Below are 1367 nucleotides of genomic sequence, written 5' to 3'. Positions count from 1 at the left end.
AGAGGGCGTTAAGTCCGTTTCTGATAGCGGCCTCGTCCGGGTTGTTCGAGGAGTCCTTGGCGGACGAGTCGTCCCAGGCGGGAGCGGGTGACGTTGATCGAGGGCTCGTCCGTGGGCAGGCCGAGGTGCTCGTGCAGATCGCGGACGCGGAACACCTTGCCGGGGTGCTCGTTGAACGTGGTCACGATGCGCTGGTAGACGGTCGCGGTGGCGGTCTCCGCGGGGGCTGTTGCGTGGTCGGGCGGGGTGAGGCCGTCGATGACCTTGCGGGTGGCGGCGAGCTCGGCCAGGCGGGCTTCGGTCTCGGCGAGGGCGGTGGTGAGCCGCTCGATCTGCTCGCGCAGGTGGTCGGCGCGGACTGCGGTCTCATCATGCTCGTTCTGCAGCAGCCGCAGGAGTTCGTGGACGTTCACGCGGCCAGCTCCACGTCGTCCCGCCAGGTGGGGGCAGGAGTGGTGAGGCGGCGGAGCATGCCGGCGGTGGAGACCCAGTAGACGCGGGAGGCCGCGTTGTCGGGCCGGTGGTCGTAGTCGCGGGCGAGGCGCCGGTGCAGCATGAGGGTGCCGTTGACCTGCTCGACCACCCACCGCTTCGGTTGCGGGACGAAGCCCTTGCCCTCGTCGTCGGGGTTGCGGCGGACCACTTCGACGGCGATGTCCTTCACCGCCCCGTGGATGATCACGGCGTCCTTGAAACCCTGGTCGACCAGGACCTTCTCCAGACGCATCCCGCACCGCTCGGCCGCCTGGTCCAGCAGGGCGATGCCGGCCTCGTTGTCGTGCGCGCTCGCGGCGAGGATCACCACACCGATGATCAGGCCCAGCACGTCGACGGCGAGTCCCCGCTTCCTGCCGGGCGTCTTCTTGTTCGCGTCCAGTCCCGTCGTTTCCCTCGGCACCCCGGCCGCCACGCGGACGGACTGGGTGTCGATGATCACCAGGGACGGGTCCTCTAATCGTCTGGACCGCTCCCGCACCTGACAGCGCAGGATCTCCTGGATCCGCTGGTCAAGACCGTCCTGACGCCACAGAGTGAAGTAATAGAACACCGCCGACCAGGCCGGGAGATCGTGCGGCAGGAGCCGCCACTGACAGCCCGTCCGGTTCTGGTAGAGCAACGCGTTCACGACCTCGCGCAGGTCGCAGGAGCCCGGGTTCCCGGTCGCCGACCGCGCCACCCGCTCCTGCTTCCACGCGGTGACCAGCGGCTCGATCAACGCCCACTGCTCGTCGGACAAGTCGGTTGAGTACGGCATCCGTTCCATGCCGCGACCCCATCATGCACACAACAGGACACGGGGGCGGAACCGCCCCATCACCCACGAACGGGCGACACCACATCACCGGAAACGGGACTTAACAGCCTCT

At 68.2% G+C, this 1367-nt stretch carries 2 protein-coding genes; both read right to left on the bottom strand.

The features are described from left to right. Nucleotides 1-8: 8 nt before the first annotated feature. Entirely contained in the window at nucleotides 9-413 is a 405-nt protein-coding gene (locus tag ACIQGV_RS40850) for a type IV toxin-antitoxin system AbiEi family antitoxin domain-containing protein (RefSeq protein ID WP_402504831.1), read from the bottom strand. Then, complete coding sequence (locus ACIQGV_RS40845) at nucleotides 410-1264, bottom strand: IS5 family transposase (protein WP_402504829.1); 855 nt, start codon at nucleotides 1262-1264, stop codon at nucleotides 410-412. The genes ACIQGV_RS40850 and ACIQGV_RS40845 overlap by 4 nt, the downstream gene beginning before the upstream one ends. Nucleotides 1265-1367: the final 103 nt, after the last annotated feature.

Source organism: Streptomyces sp. NPDC093094 (genome assembly GCF_044754345.1).
GTDB lineage: Bacteria > Actinomycetota > Actinomycetes > Streptomycetales > Streptomycetaceae > Streptomyces.
This window is presented reverse-complemented; position numbering and strand designations above follow the sequence as displayed.

Coding starts and splice junctions, on each gene's coding strand:
- ACIQGV_RS40845 (WP_402504829.1), bottom strand. CDS start 1,264: ATGGAACGGATGCCGTACTCAACCGACTTGTCCGACGAGCAGTGGGCG.